The sequence below is a fragment of the Acidobacteriota bacterium genome, assembly GCA_016208495.1.
In the GTDB taxonomy this organism is placed as follows: domain Bacteria; phylum Acidobacteriota; class Blastocatellia; order Chloracidobacteriales; family Chloracidobacteriaceae; genus JACQXX01.
In genome coordinates this window covers 74,231-91,011 of sequence record JACQXX010000092.1, presented here as the reverse complement: position 1 = coordinate 91,011, position 16,781 = coordinate 74,231, and the positions used below count along the sequence as shown (strand labels likewise).

Genomic DNA, 16,781 nt, shown 5'->3' with positions numbered 1-16,781 from the left:
ACTGACTACTGACTACTGACTACTGACGACTGACGACTGACGACTGACGACTGACGACTGACGACTGACGACTGACGACTGACGACTGACTACTGACTACTGACTCGTGAAAGATATGAAAAACAGGATGCGAAGAATTTGGTTGTTCTTTGGACTTGGATTGATTGTATTGATCGGGAACTGGCACAGCATCAATGCCAGAGAGCCACAACTGTCAGACCGGGTGGTGGCCTACCAGATTGAAGCGGTGCTTGATCCCGTAGCCAAACACATTAAGGGAAAAGAAATACTTCGCTGGCGCAATCCATCAGATGCCCCGGTGAACGAACTCCAGTTCCACCTGTATTTGAATGCTTTTCGCGATCAGAAAAGTACCTTTATGGTTGAATCAGGCGGCCAGTTACGCGGGGATTATTTGAAAAGCGGGAAGTTTGGCAGCATTGACGTGCTGTCACTCAGAACCAGTGATGGAGAAGACCTCCTGCCGCGAGCCGAATTTATTGCCCCTGATGATGGCAATCGCGATGATCGGACGGTCTGGCGAATTCCCTTGACCCAACCAGTTGGCCCACATCAGGAAATCACGCTCTCAATGGAATTTCTTTCCAAATTACCACGGGTTTTTGCCCGGACCGGGTATCAAGGAAATTATTTTCTGGTCGCGCAATGGTTTCCGAAACTTGGTGTCTATGAACCGGCTGGGCTTCGCCGTCGGACCACGGCTGGCTGGAACTGTCATCAATTTCATGCCAACACTGAATTCTATGCCGACTTTGGCACCTATGATGTGACCTTTGTGGTGCCCGAAAACTACAAAGTTGGTGCCACTGGCGTCCTGCAATCAAAAGAAACCCGACCCGGAGGCCAGACGGCATATCGGTATGTCCAGGCGGACGTGCATGACTTTGCCTGGGCGGCATCACCTGATTTTCTTGAATTTGAAGACACGTTCCGTCATCCAGACCTTCCCGAAGTCAAACTCAAGCTTTTGCTCCAGCCTTCGCATCTGGCCCAGAAAGACCGCCATTTTGCAGCCGTTAAAAACAGCTTGCAGTACTGTGGTTTGACCTATGGCGACTATCCCTATCAAACCCTGACGATAATTGATCCGGCATATCAGGCTGACGGCTCAGGTGGGATGGAATACCCAACCCTGATTACCTGCGGCACGCTCTATCGCGTGATGGATGACGAAGCCTTGTTTGAAGCATCGCCAGAAGTCGTCACCGTTCACGAATTTGCCCACCAATACTGGTATGGCATGGTAGCCAGCAACGAATTTGAAGAATCGTGGCTGGATGAAGGCTTTACCTCTTTTACCGAACGCAAATTGATGGAAGCGTTTTATAAAGACCAAACCGCGATGTGGTTTCGGTTGGTTGGACAACCCATTGTCAGATTGCCGGTCCGGTGGGATGTCTGGTCGTTCAACCGGGTCACCTTGACTCCAAACACCGTCAAATACGATCCAATTATGACCCAGGGGTGGAAATACAAAGCCGATGATCCGTGGGCGAGTTACTATTTCAATTCTTATCCTCGACCGGCACTGACGCTTGAGATGCTGGAACGCTATCTGGGAACACCGATGATGAATCGGATATTAAAAACCTACTTTGAACGCTGGCGCTTTAAGCATCCAACTGCCCAGGATTTTTTCGATGTCGCTTCAGAGGTTGCCGGGCAGAATCTCGAATGGTTTTTTCAGCAATACTTTCGTGACACGGTGGTGCTTGACTATGCGATTCAATCCGCCAAAACCACAGGTGCCGGAACCCAGTTTGCCACGGAGGTCACCGTTGTTCGTAAAGGCGAAGCGGTGATGCCGGTGGAGGTCGAATTCCGATTTACAGATGGCAGCCGGTTGCGTGAAATGTGGGATGGGAAAGCAGCCGAAAAGCGATTTGTGGTCGAGCGGTCAGCACCACTTCAGTCCGTGGTGGTTGACCCTGACCATAAACTGATGCTGGACGTTGACTGGTTTAACAACAGCTATGTGGTGAATCCCTCCCAGGTCGGTACCGTAAATCTTGTTTCTCGCCTGATTTTTCTTTTACAGGAAGTGTTATGTTTCGCATTGTAAGCGACTCTTTGGTTCAGGCCGCCCGACACTGGCGGTTGCTCTTGATCCTGATGCTGGCTACCTGGTGTGCCTCAACCCTGGTGGCTTTTCCAATCTACTGGTTATTGAATCGGTTGAACGGCCATTCAGAAATGGCGGACCGGTTGCTTCAATCGGATCTGGACGCGGCCTGGCTGGCCGAAGTCGCTCATTTTCCAGAACTGATATCCCAGTATGGTGCCCTGTTCATGGGTGGACTGATGGTTGTCGGCCTTCTGTATTGGGTTTGTGGGATCTACCTGACCGGCGGGTTGATTGGACTGTTTGTTGATCCAGAAAAACAGGGTTCCGGGTTTGCAAACCAGGGTTCCGGGTTCCGGGTTCCGGGTTCCGGATCAGATCTTGGAAATTCAGAGCAGGCAATGAGTCCAGAACCGCTCATCAGTGGTGAAGCGGTGAACAGCACCAATTGGGAAACGGAACTCGGAACCCAGAACCCGGAACCCGGAACCCTGGGTTTGGAACCCGGAACCCGGAACCCTGGTTTTCTCACCAACTGCGCGGCTTCCTTTGGGGCTTTTATTCGAGTTGCGTTGATATCAGTCTTTTTTCACAGCCTTTTGATCTGTCTTGGATTTTTAGGATGGCGACTCATTTCACAGTATGCTGAGACTTCAGCCAATGAGCCTCAGGTGCGCTTCTTGCGGATGATGGTATACCTGCTGGCAGTATTGAGCCTGGTCGGGATTCACCTGTTTCTGGACTACCTCAGGGTTCGAATTGTCCTGACTCGCCAGACCTGGGTGACGCGTCAAATTATTCCAACCCTTGTGTTGATTGTGCGTCACTGGCAAAAGTTGATCGGAGTGTTTGGTCTGATGCTGGTGATAACGCTGGTTGGCCATTTCCTGCTCGCTCAGGTCTCGTTTTCCATTTCACCCCACAACTGGTTTTTGGTTGGACTGGGTATTGTGACGCATCAGATGGTGGTGATGACTCGCTGGTGGCTCAAATTGGGATGGTATGCCAGTGAAGTCAAGGCTGTGCAAAGTACTTCGGCATGAATTCGGGAATCTTCTTTCAATAATTCAAAATCGAGCATCGCAACCCGTGAAAATTTCCTCTAAACTAGCTGATATCCTGCCAGATCGTAACCAAACACAATTCAACCAGGCACAATGAGATAAAGTTGTTTCTCTTCGGTGAAAAGGAGGGATCATGCGATGTTTGAAAGGCAAGAACCCAGGAAGGGTGCTTTTGACGCTTTTATGGGGAATGAGTTTAGCTCTTTTTTCCGCATCACCCACCGTTGCACAAGAGCCATCTGAAAACCTTGAAGCCCAAATTCCAGAACTCATCAATCATCTCAAAAGCAAGGACGAGTCACTTCGAGTCGAAGCCAGTAACAAACTGGCGGCTATCGGCAAACCAGCCGTTCCGGCACTGATTGAAGTTTTAACCGAAAAAGAAGCTGCTCCGGTTGCAATCTTTATCATGGGACGAATTGGCGCCGGGGCGAAAGAAGCAATTCCCATACTCTCAAAAACACTCAAACAACACGAAGACAAAAATATCCGGGCACGAGCCGCGGAAGCGCTTGGGAAAATCGGACCAGAAACCTTTCTCTTAATTGTTCCCGGTTTAAAAGACAAAGAAGCTGTTGTTCGTTTGCGAGCCGTTCAGGCGCTCGGGCGTATTGGCCCACCAGCCGAACCAGTGTTGTCATCAGTCGTTGATTGCCTCCAGGATGCAGACGAAGGTGTTCGCACCGAAGCCCAGAAAGCGGTTGAGCGAATTGGTAAGGCGCAGCAATAGAGTGAGTGAAATAGTGAAATAGCGAAATAGCAAAATAGCGAAGCAGTGAAATAGCGAGTCGCGAGTCGTCAATCCAAAAAGTGTCAGAAGAAAAATCAGCCTGTATTTGCTCACCCTGTCAACTTGTCATTGAGTCATCTTGTAGCTATAAATTCTCAGAAAAAACACGGAAAATATGAAATGCACGAAAAGCAAATCCAAATTTTTCAATAATTTCTGAGGTTTTAGCGGAATTGCTATCAGGGAAATATTTATCTGAAAAACCAAAACTAACTCAACCAAATAAATTGAGTGAGCTACTGACCACTGACTCCTAATAAGTGCCAGGATAAGGAAACAAAGCTCGATCTGGACAAGGGGACAAGCGGACAAGGGGACAAAGGGAAAAATATTCTCCCGCTCCCAACGTCAGTCGGAGGATCTCCTTGTCTCCTTGTCTCCTTGTCTCCCCAGCTCCTTGTCTCAAACAGGCTTTCATTTCCTTATCCTGGCGCTTATGCCACTGACTCCTGACTGATTTCATATGAAAAACATCATTGTTGGCACGGCAGGGCATATTGACCACGGAAAAACATCCCTGGTCAAAGCACTTACCGGAACAGACACTGATCGGCTCAAAGAAGAAAAACAACGCGGTATCACGATTGATATTGGATTTGCAAACCTGACACTCAATGGGTTTCAGTTGGGATTTGTTGACGTGCCGGGGCATGAACGGTTTGTTAAAAACATGCTGGCTGGTGCCCATGGCATTGATCTGGTCATGCTGGTGATTGCGGCTGATGAGTCAGTGATGCCTCAGACCAGAGAGCATCTCGAAATTTGCCAGTTGCTCAAGATCCCAACCGGGCTGGTGGTGCTCACCAAAATTGACCTGGTTGATACCGAGTGGCTTGAACTTGTCCAGAGCGAAGTCGAAACATTCGTTGAAGGAACATTCCTTGAGAGCAAACCCGTCATTTCAGTCAGCACCCGTACCGGCGACGGCCTTAATGAGTTAAAGCACGCCCTGGAGCAGATTGCGCTCACCGTTACCGAAAAAAGCAGTACTCGCCCGCCGCGCCTCCCAATTGATCGGGTGTTTTCAGTCAAAGGATTTGGCACCGTTGTTACTGGAACCTTGATTGCCGGGAGTTTTCGAATTGGTGATGACGTTGAAATTCATCCAGGTGGTCGCCGAACCAGAGTCCGCAGTATTGAAGTCCACGGTGAATCATCTGAGGTAGCCACCGCCGGGCAGCGAACTGCCATCAATTTGCAAGGTGTGGATATTGAGGCCGTAACCCGTGGGCAGGTGGTCACTCCGGCTGGACGATTTGCGGCAACGCACATGATGGATGTCCAGTTAGAGTTGCTGGCTTCAGTTGAAAAGCCATTGCGTCATCGGGCTCGCGTACGTTTCCATCACGGAACAAGTGAAGTCATGGCGCGAGTCCATTTGTTGAATTCACCTGCCGATTTGGCTTCAAAAAATCGCGAACTTGGCCCCGGGCAGCGTTGTTTTGCCCAACTCCACCTTGAAGAACCGGTGCTGGCCTTACCGGGTGACCGGTTTATCATTCGGCACTACTCACCTCAGTTCACCGTCGGAGGTGGACTTGTCCTGGACGTTCAACCCCATCGGCATCGAGCCGGTGACCGTGAGGGTGTCACCGCTTTTTTAGCCAAACTTGTCAGTTCAGATTCGGCAGTTCGGGTGGCGGCTTTCCTGGAAAAAAGTGGTTCTTCCGGGTGTACTCTGGCTGAACTGGCTGCCAGAAGCGGTGAGTCAGATGAGGTACTCAAAGAAATACTCAATCATCTGCACCAGAAAAACCAGCTTGTATTCATTGACATCACCAACGGAAAAACCCTTGGACCAAAAGATCTGACTCGGCCATTCCGGACCAACTGGAAAGTGCACCTGGAGCCACTCAAAGCCGCGTTGCTGAAACGGGTTGGCGATTTTCACCGGCAAAAACCATTGCAACCAGGTGCTTCGCGGGAAGAGATGCGAGAGCAAGTTTTCGCACGCTTGCCGGTTGAGGTCTTTAAATTCACGGTTGAATCACTGGTCACTGAAAAAAAACTGGTTGCTGATGGGGAAGTGCTCCGACTGGCCAGTTACCAGATTAAAGTTTCCGGGGCAGAAGCTCAGATCAAGGAGCAAATGGAAAGAACCCTCCGCGAGACTGGATTGCAGGGACTCTCAATGGCCGAACTCTTTGAAAAGCTCAAATTCAAGGATGCCCAGGCCAGACCGGTTTATTTTCTGTTGCTCAATGAAAAGCGATTTGTACGCGTCGGTGAATTTACCTGCCACGCTGAGATCATCCAGAATCTAATTGCTGAAGTACGGGCCTACAAAGCACAATCACCAACACTTGATATCGCTTTTTTCAAAGATCGTTTCGGGTTGTCACGCAAATATGTCATTCCGCTCCTTGAATATCTGGACAGTGAGCGCATCACCCGCCGCGTTGGAAACGTGCGCGAGATTCTTTGAACAGATGACACAGTGACAGGGTGATCTTTCTTCTGACTCTCTTGGATTGACGACTGGCTACTCGCTACTCGCTACTCGCTCTATTTCGCTATTTCACTCATTTATGGAACAACCAAAACCCAATGAAGTGCTGCTGGTCTGTGATGGATCCAGCTTGAAAAATGGTCAGGAAAACTCGCCCGCCGCCGCCGCTGCCCTGCTTGAATGGAATGGCCATCGCAAATTATTTGGGGCGTATATGGGCTCTGGCACCAATCAGCAGGCGGAAATTGTCGCGGCCTGCCTTGGACTGGAACAACTCAAACGGCCTTGCCAGGTGACAGTCATCTCTGATTCACAATATGTCGTGAAAACCATGAAGGGCGAGTTTCGGCGCAAAGCCAATCACGAATTTTGGGACCGCCTCGATAAAGCCGCCAAACCGCACCGGGTCATCTGGACCTGGACGCGGGGGCACGCTGGGCATCCGTTGCAGGAAGTTTGTGATACGGCAGCCCGCAAGATTGCTGAAACCGGCACGGTTGATACCGATTTTCTGGCTGGGCTGGTAGAAAAACTTGAGGCAAGCCAGGAAGCGAAGTCGTGAAATAGCGAAGTCGTGAATAGAAACCAACCGCTCAAACCCATGAAACGGGTAACAGCATGACAGTCTTGGGTGGAACGAGCGTCAGCGAGCGTAACCCGTGGAAAAAACGAATGATTATCAGAAAATATATGATTCTCAACGATTTGAGTCTCAAAAAACTATTCGCTGTTCGCTATTCGCTGTTCGCTCTTTTACTGGTGCTGGTGAGCGGATGTCGAACCGAACCGTTTGCGATTGCCCCACGCGTTGATCTCCCGCTGGAAAATTTCCCGCATGTGACGGAAACTGCAACCGTCCGAATCTCAGCCTTGCCGATTCGTGAAGAAGATGAATCCTTCCGCCGCTTTGACAGTAATTTGCTGCTGGCTGGCGTGATGCCGGTTCAAATCCGCATTGATAATCAGAGCGGAGCGCCATTTTCGACCAAATCCCTGAAATTCCGGCTCTTTGATGCCCAGGGAAAAGAATGGCAACGGATGCCGCCCAAGAAAGCCAGTGCTGAACAGATGAAGTTTTATGAAATTCGCAACTATTCGGTGCAGGGATATAAAAAATACCAGGAAAAATTCATGAGGCTTTGTTTCCCTGCCGACACTGTTCTGCCAGCCCCCTCAAGCACGCAGGGAATCATCTTTTTTCGAATGCCGAAATTAAATCGTGATTTTGGCCAGACGCTGGTTCTCGAAGTCAAAGGAGATGGGCCATTGAAGTCAGGTGTGAGGGTGGAGATGAAGTAGTCAGTAGTTGATGAGTCAGTAGTCAGTAGTCAAAACCCGGATCATTGAATCCGTCGAATTCCTGAAAAGAATTGTTCCTAACTGACTCAAATAGAACAAAATCCACTTGACAGAATTTCTCAATTCCCAACACTCGACTACTGACTACTGACTACTGACTACTGACTACTGACTACTGACTACTGACTACTGACTACTGACTACTGACTACTGACTACTGACTCTTTCATTTCTTCCGGTCGTCGCCGGCATACTTGATGCCGATCTTGGAGAGGAATTCCTTCGGTGCGATGCTGCCGATCATGGCAAACACCACATCATTGGGCATCCGGACGATTTCAGATTTGTCGCGAATCTTTTCAATCGAAACTTCGGTTTCGGTAATTTCCTTAATGCCAGCGCCAAAATAGGCTTTGATCTTGCCCCGGTCAATGCAGTAATAGACCCACATCTTGTTTTCGAGCGTCAGGTCTTTCGGAAAATCAGACCGAACCACAAGGGCAACCTGATTGGCGCCTTCTTTCGGGAAGCCGACCGTTCCGTCATCCTGGCGTTTGCCGGTCAAATCAACCGCTGCTTCAACGGCTGAGTTTCCAGCACCCACCACGACAATATTCTTCCCTTTGTAGACGCTTGGATCCTGCAACCGATTGACCACTCTGGGTTTGCCATCAGGTGCTTTCAGGTCTTCACCAGGACAGCCCAGTTTGCGTGGTTCACCCGCCGTACCAAGCGCCAGCACAACCTTGCGGACCCGATACCCGGCTGGGTTTTTCTCGGTCTTGATCACAAAGATGTCGCCCTCTTTGGCAATTTCTTTACAGCCTTCATATTCATTGATCTTGAGACCAAGTTTATCAACCGCTTCATCCCACCAGGCCAGCATTTTTTCTTTCAAATCACCTGGGCCTTCAAGTTTGACCGTGCCGAGTTCCGGGTCGCCGGGGTTATAGGGGTTGAAGGCCACATACTTGCCCGCCGGGTATTTGTCAGCGATGGTGGAGTACTTTCGGCCCTGCTCCAGGGCTACATAGGTCAGATTGCGTTCGGCGGCCCGGGCAGTGGCTGAAATTCCACCTGGGCCGATACCAATAATCGCCACGTCGTAGTCGGCACCGGCAGCCCGACCTTCGGTTTGAATGCGATCCGCAATTTTGTCCATTGCCGCGCGACCTTCTTTAATGGCATTGCGGATCAACGGCACGCCTGAAACATCGCCTACGAGGTAGACGCCGGCAGCGTGTTCGGTTTCATAACCGTCATTGATACCCTTGCGGATTGGTTTGGGTGCTTCACGGATCTTCTTCTTGGTATTGATCAGGACGCAGGATTGGGGCACGGTCGGGCAGGCTTGCTGACAGCCGGTGTCTTCCATGCACTGTTCATAATTGACTACAATGGCGTGGTGTTCCTGGTCATCAAAGCCCAACACATCCTGCGGACAGGCCAGGATACAGTTATGGCACCCAATGCAGGTTTCATAGTTAATCACCGGTTGTGGCACAGGACGGGCCTTGGCTGCCTCTTCAGCCCGTTTGATTTGTTCTTTGGACTCCCACCGTTTGGCATAGGTGATGTCGTTGAATTTTACCTTCTTGCGGGACAATTCAATGATGTTACCTTTGAGCAAGGTGAGCACATTGCGGCGACGGTTTGAGTCAACCACCAGGAACCCAAGCGCCGTGAGGGGAAGGATACTAAAGAACGCCAGCCAGCCATTGACTGACATCCCGCCAAATTTGGCGGCAAATGACGTCCATTGCCAGTCTTTCCCGCCTCGGTAGACGCCTTCCGGTGTCCAGACAATCGGTGTGCGGTCTTTTCCGGCTTTCTTGAGCGAGGCCAGAGCGACGGTGTCATAGCCGTGCTGCGGGTGGCAACTATTACAATCCAGTTTGAAATTGGCCGCCAGTTGATCAAGCTTGCGTTTGCTTTCCTCGTCATAGGTCGCGCCGTGGCAGACACTGCACTTGTCTTCACTGATGACCTTGGCTTTGGCCGCCGGGGTGAAGCCTTCGTGGCAGCCCGAGCATTTCCAGTCTTCGCCAGCGGCATTGAGTCCGACGCCGTGAACCAGGTGGAACTTTTCTTTGGGCCCAATGTTGGCCGGGAAGACCTGTTTCCATTTCGGATTGAGCGGGTTGGTCCAGGTCCATTGGCCGGTTTGTTTATTCACCGGATAGCCAGCCGTGTTGGGATGCGGGTTTTTCAACAACTGCCCTTTGGCATCATGGGCTTTGGGATGGCGTGGGTCATCGCGGTGGCAGTCAATACACATACTGCGGGCAACCCCAGCCGGCTTAAACTCCTTGCCTTTGTGCTCGGTGTGACAATCAACACAGCCGACGTTGGCTTTCTGGTGCGCGGAAATGACTTCTGGGTTGAAGTGCGCCGTTTGGTGGCAGTCCATACACAGTTTCTGCATTGAGAGAACTGGCGAATGGCAGGCGGCACAATTGTTTTCAGCCGCAATATTGGCCACTATTTTTGCCCCAACCCGTTGATTCACATCGGCGGGCTGCTGGGCCAGCGGCAGGTTGTGTGGATTGGAAACTTCGCCCGGTGAATAGGCTTTTTCATAGAACACGGCGGCCAGGAGCATCGCCAGAATAGCTGTTCCGCCAAAAACATACAGGTATCCGCGCGGCCAGGGGCGAACCAGATCGAACGACGGCAGCCAGTTGAACTGTTTTTTGCCCAGATGCAGGTTGTACTGTGCCAGTTCCGGATCGGGTTCTTGCGGGCGTAGCGCTGAAATATCGGCTAACTTTTGCTCGCCCTGCTCAGCCTGTTTGCGGCGTTCCCAAAACGTGTCAATTGATTCCTGAAACTTTTTCTGTTCGTCGCCTGAAAGCCCGGCCAGCGCGGTCAGCATTCCGGTTTGGCCGCGCTGCAGCCGCATGGTGGCCATGCGAGCCGTGCTACCGCTGGTTTTCATTTGTAGTTGCTGCGTTTGTTGAGGCTGTGGGGTCAGTTTTTGCGTCCCCTGGCGCTCCATTTCAATTTCCTGGGTCGTTTTTCCATCTTTTTTAAGCTGTTGGGTTTGTCCTGGAAATTGAAGTTGCCCAGTCAGGCTGCCCGTGGAGGTGATTTCATCCAGGAAGGCAAACAAACTTGGATCCAGCTTGATCGTTTTGCCCTCGGCGGCTGCCTGAATTGGATTTCCCAGAATACCAGCGGCCCGATTCCCGGCGGAAACCGAGTCAATCTGGCGATCAATTTCAAGGATGATCTGGTCTGGCACATCAAACGCCGGGCGAATGAGGAAAATCCCGATTTGGATGGTGTCACCGGGTTGGATTTGGATGGTTTCAATCAACGCCCCATTGACCAGCGTTCCGTTGGATTTGGACAGGTTGGTCAACCAAAAGCTTTCGTCAATTTCACGAATTCCAGCGTGGATGCGCGACACCGTTGGGTGATTGAGCAAGAGATCGCTTCCAAGGGCGGAGCCAATGGCTAACCCGTCCAGTTCAAGCACGAGGTCATCTTCATAGAGATCTTTGCGTTTAATTACAAATCGCGTCGGCGTGGCTGTCATAGACCTTTCCTTTCAAGCAAAAACCCGGAACCCGGAACCCGGAACCCGGAACCCGAATGTCTTACTTCCACAAGTAATAAGTCACCTGAACAATGTGAATCAGCATGGTTGCCAGCATAACCGAAGTCGAAATGACGTGTGGCGGCAGCCAGATTTTGAGGGCGCGATGGATGTAGATGAGCGCATCAATCCGCCGGATAATCACTGCCGCATCCAGCAACCGTAGGAAGGCATCTTTTTCGCGTTTGTCGAGTTTTGAAGTGTCAGACTCAAACAAGGTGTGAATTGACTTGAGCAGGTCATCAAGCGATTCGCGCTTGAAGTATTGCCGCATCAGGAATCCGAGCGAGGTCGTCAGATCAAGCACTTTATCGCGGGTTCCGAGAAAATCGGTCGCAAACTGCTGCTGACGGCCCTGTTGTTCGGCTTCACTTTGGGAGGTCAAGGTAACGTCGGCAATTTCCTGATACAGTTCCTGACGGCGGCGGAGCAGGTCTTCAACCAGCAACGGTTCGCCTTCAATCTGGGTCAAGGTGCGTGGACCGATCCAGTAGAGAAGCAATCCAACTAAACCGGTCAAAATAACCAGATCAAACGAAATCATGAGGATACTGGTGAGAATACCGCCCAGGTGAGTGCCTCCGTGGAGCAGTAAAATCACCCCGGCAATCACCCCCGCATAGGCGTGGGCAAGCATCCAGTAGCGCAAGGCGCCAGCGCGTTTGCGCCAGACCTGACGGCGACCTGGATAGAGCATCACGACCACAATCCCCAGCAATCCGACCAGACCTGTAATCCAGCGGAGATTAAACCACTGGGTATTGAAGAGGGGTGTTCCAAGCCCATAGGACACAATTCCTGCCATCGTTCCACCACACAACGCCAGCGTGGCCAGGATTCCCACCGTGTGGGCAATTTGTTTTCCAGTGTCTTTCCACCCAAACTGGCTTCCGTAGAGTGTCGAGCCATCCTGACGGAAGGCTTTGCCTTTGATGCGTCCGATTTCCTCGAAATACTGACTGGGATTGACCCGCATCAGGGCTCCGGTTGGGCAATTTTCTTCACAATTGTATTTGTGATCTTTATAGACCGGTTTGCCATCCACTTTGGGATTGAGTGGCGTGTCGTTGCACAGATTGCACTTGACGGCTACCAGATTGTCTTCGGCAATGACTGGTTTGGGTTTTTCGTCATATTTGAGCTTGAGCGAGGTGAAGAGTTGTTTGGCAAACGGTTCTTTGGCCGGTTCGGGGGCTGGCTGCCCCTTGCGGTCGCCGCCTTTGGCGGGGCCTGCCGTTTTGGCTGGAGTCGCCTTGGCGCCAGTGGCTGGTGAACGTTTCAGGTCGTCGCGTGGAATGAGCGAAATTGAATTGTAGGGGCACTGGGTGGCACAGTCTCCGCACCCAATGCACAGCGAAGGGACAATATCCACCTGACCGCCGGAAAATCGGGCAATCGCCCCGGTTGGGCAACCGGTTAAACATTCCGGGTCTTTACAGTGCAGACAGACGGCTGGCGCCAGCAGACTCTGATCAAGTTTTGGTCGGTCAGCGTGTTTGGGGCGCAAAACGTGGATGCCCCGGCGTGTCAATCGGGACTGGCCATGGATTTCGTGGCAGGCCAGCGAACAATTCCCGCACCGGACGCACAAATCCATGTCCATCAGAAGCAGGTTGTTGGCATCAGCCAACCCCTTGTCCAGAATGTGTTTTTGGGCGGTTTTGGCTGCCGGGGTAAAGGTCAGTTCCTTGACCGGTTGCAGCGGGGTGCCAATCGTACCATAGGGTTCAAACTCAGTTTGCAGGAGCTTGAGCAGTGCTGGATTGGCTTTGACTTTGCTGAGCGGAATTTCCAGAAGTTCGGTTCGACCAAGCGCCGTGGCTTTAAATGTCCAGCGGGCTCTATCAATGGTGAGGGCGTTCATCCCGAGGGCATACCCGGGGCCCATATAATCGGTGACAGTTCCCTGCTTGCTGGTGGCTGAGCGCTCAATCCAGCCGTCTTTGATGATATAGAGCTTATCAATGAACGTACCTTCGCTACAAATCGTGTGACCACGGACAATGACCTTAAACTCTGAAATATCATTGAGTTGCTGTTTGAGGTCATCACTGAGGCTGATCGTGGTCAGGGTTGATTTGCGGCCATTGTCGCGGTAGGTCAGGTCGAGAGCCGTTCCAAATTTCCTGAGTTTGCGCAGGATGCGCAAGGCCGGTCGCTGGACTTCGAGCACCCGGATGCCGCGTTCGTGGTGGGCTTTGACCGTGGCGGCACGGGCGACCCCGGCAATCACGCCCATTTCGCCGACCGGGCGTCCGGCTTCAAATACCGCGACCTGTTTTTGCTGACCGCCTTCGATATCAACAAAGACTTCGGCAGCGCCCTGCTCAATGATAAAAAAGGTATTGGTTTCCCAGTCGCCCTGGTGAACAATCTCAGCCCCCGGTGGATATTCAAACATGCGGATGTAGGGACCGACTTTCTTGCCTGGACCATAATTCCGGCCATAGATGGCGACTTCAATATCCACGCCATACTTGTAGCCATGACCGGATTCATATTCGACCAGTTCACTGATCGCACCAATTTCCTTGATGGCTTGCAGGATGGTGTGATGGTCGCGAATTTCCTTACGCTTCTCTTCTCGGCTCATATGACCCCTGTGAAATGATGAAAGTGAGAGGATGGCTTTCTTCGACTGACCCAGGTGGTTCAGTTTGTAGTTTGGTTGCAAAGAACATGTTGGGCACTGACACTGTCGGAGAAATAGAACCACACCGGCGGCGCGGGCACGAGCACGAGTGGTTTGAATCAACGGTGTTGCGGGTGTCAGTGAAAAAGCAAACTGGAAGATTTTTCTCGATCCAGTCGAGGCAGGGAAAAATGAAAAATCAAAAAACAGGTATTTGAAAACTGGCTTGATTTGAATGTGAGCGACAAGAATTGTCCGGAGAAGGTATCCCCATTTCAGGTTGTGTCGTTGAAAAAACGAAGATTCAAAACGAATGAACTGAACCGCCCCCGACAGAAAAAGTGAGGTCCCTGGGAGTGCTGTCTTTCGAAAGAATTGGGTACAGGTGGAAAACTGATGGAACCACTCAAGGGGAGTGCGGCGCAGTATACCCCGGCTTGGCTGATTTTTGAACCAGAAACTTTTGGTTGAAAAGTTCATTTCGAGGCCGATTGGCTGCAGAAAAGAGCGAAACCAGGCAGGAGCCATCTCAAATCGGAAGGCTTGGAGTGAATTAACATCAATGTAGGACATCGGCTACACGGGCGAAACCCGGCTTTTATAACTAAGAAACGCAGATTGGAAATGATGCTGAGTCATTTTTGGGGTTGTTCAGGAGGTACAAGAAATGGCTCAGCTCATTTTTATTCATCGTCAATCACAATCTTCAATTCCAACCGAAAAACCATTCCTGGGATTCATTTCACCACGTCTTTCCCGATGGATTTCAATCACGCTCACCGCAGTTGCCTTCTGGGTTCTGGTGATGCCAGTTCCCTCACACTCATTTCCTTTACGGCTGCTCCATCCACCAATCCAGGCAGCGGCTCGTCAATCAGTTCCTGTCAAATTATCATTTCCAAGCAGCGTGGTTGTCGGCCCATCAGGTGAATTTTTCATTGCCGACAAATCAGAGCACGTCATTCGGCAGCTGGATCCACAAACCGGGCAGGTTGCTATCATTGCTGGAACTGGAAGCGCCGGTTTTTCCGGAGATCGCGGACCAGCACTTAAAGCACAACTGGCTGGTCCCTATGCACTTGCGCTTGATGGTGACCATGTATTGCTCATAGCTGACACCACCAATCAACGCATCCGGGCATTTGATTTCAAAACGGGAATCATCACCACGGTGGCGGGCAATGGGCAGGCGGATTTTGCTGGTGACGGAGGTCCCTCGACCGCTGCCGCCCTCAATCATCCTTTTGGTGTGGCGGTTGATCCACAAGGCAATATTTTGATTACCGACACGCTCAACCACCGCATTCGGCGGGTAGACCGCAAAACTGGAAAAATCTCAACCGTGGCCGGAACTGGAAAAGCCGGATTTGGTGGGGACCATGGCCTAGCCACTGCCGCCCAACTCAATCTGCCACGTAGCGTAATTGTTGACACACAAGGAAATATCGTTATTTCTGATTTGGGGAATAACCGGGTTCGGCGCATTGATGCTCAGAGCGGTGAAATTTCAACCATTGCCGGAACTGGAACTCGCGGGTTTACCGGCGATGAGGGCCCGGCCATTGAAGCCCAGTTGTTTGAACCAAGCGGGCTTGCCTGGGCTGGCGATGGTCAGTTGCTGATTGCTGATGCCGCCAATCATCGAATCCGGCGGGTTGATTTCAAAACCGGGATCATTGTGACCGTGGCGGGAAATGGCGCCGGTGGGTTTACCGGCGATCAGGGGCTGGCACCGCACGCCAGCCTGCTCCAACCCCGAGGCATTGCGGTTGACGGGGCTGGAAACGTGGTGATTGCCGATTCAAGCAATCATTGCCTGCGGCTGGTAAAAGCTTCGGATGGAACGATTTCAACCATCACGGGCACGGTTGCGGCAACGCCATCACAGTAGGGCTGAAAAAACCAGGGCTCAGGGCTTGGGGCTGAAGAAGTCGGGTTGAAGACATCGGGTTGAAGAATTGGTTTTATTTCATTCCTCATCCCTTCTAATCCTCCCGGATTTTGTGGGATAGGCTCAAAACCGAAGCAAAATGCTATCAAATGAACCCATTTTGGACCGTTTTGCCTGTTTCCCACAAAATGTGATTTAGCTAAGCCCTTTATTTTCAATATAGGGTTTGCTCACCCACAAAATCCGGGGGATTAGCAGGGTTCAGGGTTTTCGAATTTAAGTCCTTTTGCCCTTTTCGTCTTTTAGACCTGGAACTCTGAGCCCGAAATCAGTCATCTTTCCCAAACCCATACAGTTTGAATTCCCCATCAATTTCAACCACCGGGCCAAACGGGATAATGACTTCCTCGGTGTTGGTTTCGGTGAGCACCTTGACTCGTGGAAACCGATAAATCCGGTACGTTTCATAGGTTTCCGGCTTTTTAGTAAAGCTTAAACTGACAAAGGTGTACTTTTTTCCGCTGTAGTTCGAAAGCGTGGATTGCAGACCATAGCTGCTGGGAATCTGATCCTGATTCCACAAAAAGTCACAGTTGACGTTTGGGATTTTCCCGCCGGGGAGTTCCGGCACCAGGTACTGGCAATATTCATCTTTGGTGACGGCAAAGGAGAGCAAGACTTTCGCATTGGGTTTGTCAGCCAGCGCCTTCAAAAATGCTTTGGTCAGCTCTTCGGTTGATGAATAAGTCTTTGCCAGTTTTCGGTTTTTATCTGGTAATTTTGGGAGCGGCTCTTCAATCGAGGGTTCTGGTTGAGCTGGTTGAACTCGTGCGGGAGCGGGAAGGGAAGTCGAAGATGGCGGCTGTGGTGATGGCGTGGGTGTCGTGCATCCGACAAACCACAGCAGGCTCATTCCAAGTGTGAAACTCGCGATATTCTTACCGTTCAAGCATTTCCAACGTGTGGGCATTG

At 51.1% G+C, this 16,781-nt stretch carries 10 protein-coding genes; 7 read left to right on the top strand and 3 right to left on the bottom strand.

Features of this window, described 5'->3' with window-relative positions; genetic code table 11:
- The first annotated feature begins 127 nt into the window (after window positions 1–127).
- The 6 genes from HY774_19300 (at window position 128) to HY774_19275 (ending at window position 7,685) form a co-directional block, all read left to right on the top strand.
- Entirely contained in the window at window positions 128–2,083 is a 1,956-nt protein-coding gene (locus HY774_19300; GenBank protein MBI4750637.1) for a M1 family metallopeptidase, read from the top strand.
- Window positions 2,068–3,126, top strand: coding sequence for a hypothetical protein (locus HY774_19295; GenBank protein MBI4750636.1), 1,059 nt, complete (start codon window positions 2,068–2,070; stop codon window positions 3,124–3,126). Before HY774_19300 ends, HY774_19295 begins: the two co-directional genes overlap by 16 nt.
- 154 nt (window positions 3,127–3,280) lie before the next feature.
- Complete coding sequence (locus tag HY774_19290) at window positions 3,281–3,877, top strand: HEAT repeat domain-containing protein (protein ID MBI4750635.1); 597 nt, start codon at window positions 3,281–3,283, stop codon at window positions 3,875–3,877.
- A 523-nt stretch (window positions 3,878–4,400) separates the two neighbouring features.
- Complete coding sequence (gene selB, locus HY774_19285) at window positions 4,401–6,362, top strand: selenocysteine-specific translation elongation factor (GenBank protein ID MBI4750634.1); 1,962 nt, start codon at window positions 4,401–4,403, stop codon at window positions 6,360–6,362.
- Window positions 6,363–6,465: 103 nt separating this feature from the next.
- Complete coding sequence (locus tag HY774_19280) at window positions 6,466–6,948, top strand: reverse transcriptase-like protein (protein MBI4750633.1); 483 nt, start codon at window positions 6,466–6,468, stop codon at window positions 6,946–6,948.
- Window positions 6,949–7,058: 110 nt separating this feature from the next.
- Entirely contained in the window at window positions 7,059–7,685 is a 627-nt protein-coding gene (locus tag HY774_19275) for a hypothetical protein (protein MBI4750632.1), read from the top strand.
- A gap of 226 nt (window positions 7,686–7,911) precedes the next feature.
- On the opposite strand, the gene HY774_19270 is transcribed toward HY774_19275, so the two are convergent.
- Complete coding sequence (locus HY774_19270) at window positions 7,912–11,226, bottom strand: NAD(P)-binding domain-containing protein (protein ID MBI4750631.1); 3,315 nt, start codon at window positions 11,224–11,226, stop codon at window positions 7,912–7,914.
- 61 nt (window positions 11,227–11,287) lie between these two features.
- A complete protein-coding gene (locus HY774_19265) occupies window positions 11,288–13,879 on the bottom strand; it encodes a cyclic nucleotide-binding domain-containing protein (GenBank protein MBI4750630.1) in 2,592 nt (863 codons plus the stop codon).
- A 706-nt stretch (window positions 13,880–14,585) separates the two neighbouring features.
- On the opposite strand from HY774_19265, the gene HY774_19260 reads away from it, so the two are divergent.
- Entirely contained in the window at window positions 14,586–15,809 is a 1,224-nt protein-coding gene (locus HY774_19260; protein ID MBI4750629.1) for a hypothetical protein, read from the top strand.
- A 328-nt stretch (window positions 15,810–16,137) separates the two neighbouring features.
- Here HY774_19260 and HY774_19255 read toward each other — a convergent pair whose 3' ends face one another.
- Window positions 16,138–16,779, bottom strand: a complete 642-nt coding sequence (locus HY774_19255; protein MBI4750628.1) for a hypothetical protein — start codon at window positions 16,777–16,779, stop codon at window positions 16,138–16,140.
- Window positions 16,780–16,781 lie beyond the last annotated feature (2 nt).